At 69.3% G+C, this 3,307-nt stretch carries 2 protein-coding genes and 1 pseudogene; all 3 read left to right on the forward strand.

Going from position 1 to position 3,307, the window contains the following annotated elements; translation table 11 throughout:
• On the forward strand, positions 1 to 1,426 hold a 1,426-nt coding region (locus tag ABZE72_RS16405), incomplete at its 5' end, for an NADH-quinone oxidoreductase subunit M (RefSeq protein WP_372730107.1).
• Positions 1,423 to 3,039, forward strand: coding sequence for an NADH-quinone oxidoreductase subunit NuoN (gene nuoN / locus ABZE72_RS16410; RefSeq protein ID WP_372730108.1), 1,617 nt, complete (start codon positions 1,423 to 1,425; stop codon positions 3,037 to 3,039). The genes ABZE72_RS16405 and nuoN, both read left to right, overlap by 4 nt.
• Positions 3,036 to 3,307: pseudogene (locus ABZE72_RS16415) on the forward strand (polyprenyl synthetase family protein); the annotation flags it as partial. The gene nuoN and the pseudogene ABZE72_RS16415, both read left to right, overlap by 4 nt.

Here is a 3,307-nt window from a genome sequence, read left to right on the forward strand (position 1 = left end):
CGGTGTCTCGGGCCTGACGCTGCTGATCGGTGCCGTGGTCGCGCTGCTCTTCGATGCCGGCGACGGCATGCAGCTGACCGAGACCCACGAGTGGATCGGCGCCCTGGGCGTGCACTACGCCCTCGGCGTCGACGGGCTGGGTCTGCTGCTGATCCTGCTCACGGTCGTGCTCGTCCCGATCGTGCTGCTGGCCTCGTGGTTCGACACCGACGCCGACTCCTCGCGCGCGTTCTTCGCCTGGGCGCTGGCCCTGGAGGCGCTCTCGCTGGCGGTCTTCGCGGCCACCGACGTCTTCCTCTTCTACGTCGTCTTCGAGGCGACGCTGATCCCGGCGTACTTCCTGATCGGGGGCTTCGGCCGGGACGGTCGCGGCTACGCCGCGCTCAAGTTCCTGATGTACCAGCTCGGTGGCGGGCTGGTGATGCTCGCCTCGGTGATCGGCCTCTACGTGGTCTCCGCGCAGAACGGCTCGCCGTCGTACCTGCTCTCCGACCTCTCCGCGATCGAGATGAGCCAGAGCGCCGAGCGGTGGCTCTTCGTCGGGTTCTTCATCGCCTTCGCGGTGAAGGCGCCGCTCTTCCCTCTGCACACCTGGCTGGCGGACACGACCGAGAAGGCCACCCCGGGCACGAGCGTGCTGCTGGTCTGCGTGCTCGACAAGATCGGCACCTTCGGCATGCTGCGCTTCTGTCTGGGGCTCTTCCCGGAGGCGTCGCAGTGGGCCACCCCGGTGGTCGTCGTGATCGCCCTGATCTCGATCGTGTACGGCGCGTTCCTGGCGATCGGCCAGGACGACCTGCTGCGCCTGATCGGGCTGACCTCGCTGAGCCACTTCGGCTTCATCACGCTGGGGATCTTCGCGTTCAGCGCCCAGGGCGCCAACGGCTCGATCCTCTACATGGTCAACCACGGCATCGGGACGGCCGCGCTCTTCCTGCTGGCCGGCTTCCTGATCAAGCGCCGCGGCACCCCGCTGATCAGCCAGATGAGCGGGATGGAGAAGGGCACCCCGGTCCTGGCCGGGCTGTTCCTGATCGCCGGTCTGGCCACGCTCGGGCTGCCGGGTCTGAGCCAGTTCGTCTCCGAGATCCTGGTCCTGATCGCGGCCTTCGACTACGCCTGGTGGGCAGGGGCGGTGGCCGTCACCGGCATCGTGCTCGCGGCCGTCTACGTGCTCTGGGCCTATCAGCGCCTGATGACCGGGCCCCCGACCGAGGTGGCGGACAACCGCGACCTCGACCGTCGTGAGCTGATGGCGATCGTCCCGCTGATGGTGGGCCTGGTCCTCTTCGGCTTCTACCCCCGCCCGATGCTCGACGTCACCAACCCCACCGTCGACGTGCTCCTCGAGCGCGTCGGTCAACCCGAGCAGGCTCACGTCGTACCCGGGGCCGATCACGGCCACGATGAGGAAGGCCACCAGTGAACCCCGCTGTCGTCGGTGCCGCGACCGAGTTCGTCAAGCCCACCATCGAGTACTTCCAGCTCCTTCCGCTGCTGCTCATCTTCGGCGTCGCCTGCGCCGGGGTGCTGGTGGAGGCCTTCGTCGCCCGGGCGCACCGCTATCTCGTCCAGGTCATCCTGACGGTGGTCGGTCTGGCCGGCGCCCTGGTCGCCACGATCGCCGTGGGTCTCACCCTGGACGAGGTCGGCGAGGGGGCTGCTCGCGGTCAGCTCGCCATGTCGGGAACGCTCGTCGTGGACGGGCCGACCACCTTCTTCTGGGGGATCACCCTGCTCTTCGCGATCGGCGGCGCGGTCCTCTTCGCCGAGCGGCGCATCGAGGGCGGCGTCTCGGCGTTCGCCGGGCAGGCCGCGGCCCTCCCGGGCACCGATGCCGAGCGGCAGGCCTCGACCCGCGGTCTCGACCACACCGAGGTCTACCCGCTGATGCTCTTCGCGGTGCTGGGCATGCTGCTCTTCCCGGCCTCCAACGACCTGCTCACGATGTTCGTCGCCCTCGAGGTGCTCTCCCTCCCGCTGTACCTGATGTGCGGTCTGGCCCGGCGACGTCGTCTGCTGAGCCAGGAGGCCGCGCTCAAGTACTTCCTGCTGGGCGCCTTCTCCTCCGGCTTCTTCCTCTACGGCGCCGCCCTCATCTACGGCTTCGCCGGGTCGCTGCAGTTCGCCGAGATCAACGAGGCCGTCCGCAACGACGTCGCCAACCAGTCCATGATGCTGATCGGGATGGGGATGCTGGCCGTCGGCCTGCTGTTCAAGGTCGGCGCCGCCCCCTTCCACGCCTGGACGCCCGACGTCTACCAGGGTGCTCCGACCGCGGTCACCGCCTTCATGGCGGCCTGCACGAAGATCGCGGCCTTCGGGGCGCTGCTCCGGCTCTTCTACGTCGCCTTCGGCTCCGACCGCTGGACCTGGCTGCCGATGTTCTGGATCATCGCCGTGCTGACGATGGTGGTCGGCGCCGTGCTCGCTGTCGTGCAGAGCGACATCAAGCGGATGCTGGCCTACTCCTCGGTGGCCCACACCGGGTTCCTGCTGACCGGCGTCCTCGGTGTCCAGAGCGCCACCGAACTGGCCATCGGTCAGGTGACCTCGCTCCAGGCGGTGCTGTTCTACCTGACGACGTACGGCTTCGCCATGATCGGCGCCTTCGCCGTCGTCACGCTGGTGCGTGACTCCGGGGGCGAGTCCACCCAGATCGTCCGCTGGGCCGGCCTCGGCCGCCGCTCGCCGCTGCTGGCCGGCACCTTCGCCTTCTTCCTGCTCTCGATGGCCGGCATCCCGCTGACCGCCGGCTTCGTGGGCAAGTGGGCGGTCTTCGCGGTCGCCCTCTCGGCCGGCGCCTGGCCCGTCGTGATCGCGGCGATCGCGTCGAGCATCATCGCGGTCTTCTTCTACGTGCGGCTGATCGTGGTGATGTTCTTCATGGACGGTGACGGCGAGGTCGCCCTCGCTGTCCGGCCCTCCCTGCTGACCTCCGGCACCATCGCCGTCGGCGTCGTCGCGACCTTCGTCCTCGGCGTCGTGCCGGGGCCCGTGCTCGAGCTGGCCGGGCATGCAGGAGAATTCATCAGGTGACCCACGACGCCAGCCCGGCAGGCCTCGCGCTCCCGATCACCGACGACGCGCTCGCCGACCGACTCCGCGAGCGGATGCAGGTCGTCGAGCTCGAGCTGCAGGGCCATGTCCGCAGCCGGGCGGGCTTCGTCTCGGAGGCGGCCAGCCACCTGATGGAGGCCGGCGGCAAGCGCTTCCGGCCGCTGCTCGTCCTGCTGGCGGCCGAGACCGGTCCGCACGCCGACTCCGACGAGGTGATCCGGGCGGCCTGCGTGGTCGAGCTGACCCA

The sequence above is a fragment of the Nocardioides sp. genome, assembly GCF_041600255.1.
Classification (GTDB): Bacteria; Actinomycetota; Actinomycetes; order Propionibacteriales; family Nocardioidaceae; genus Nocardioides.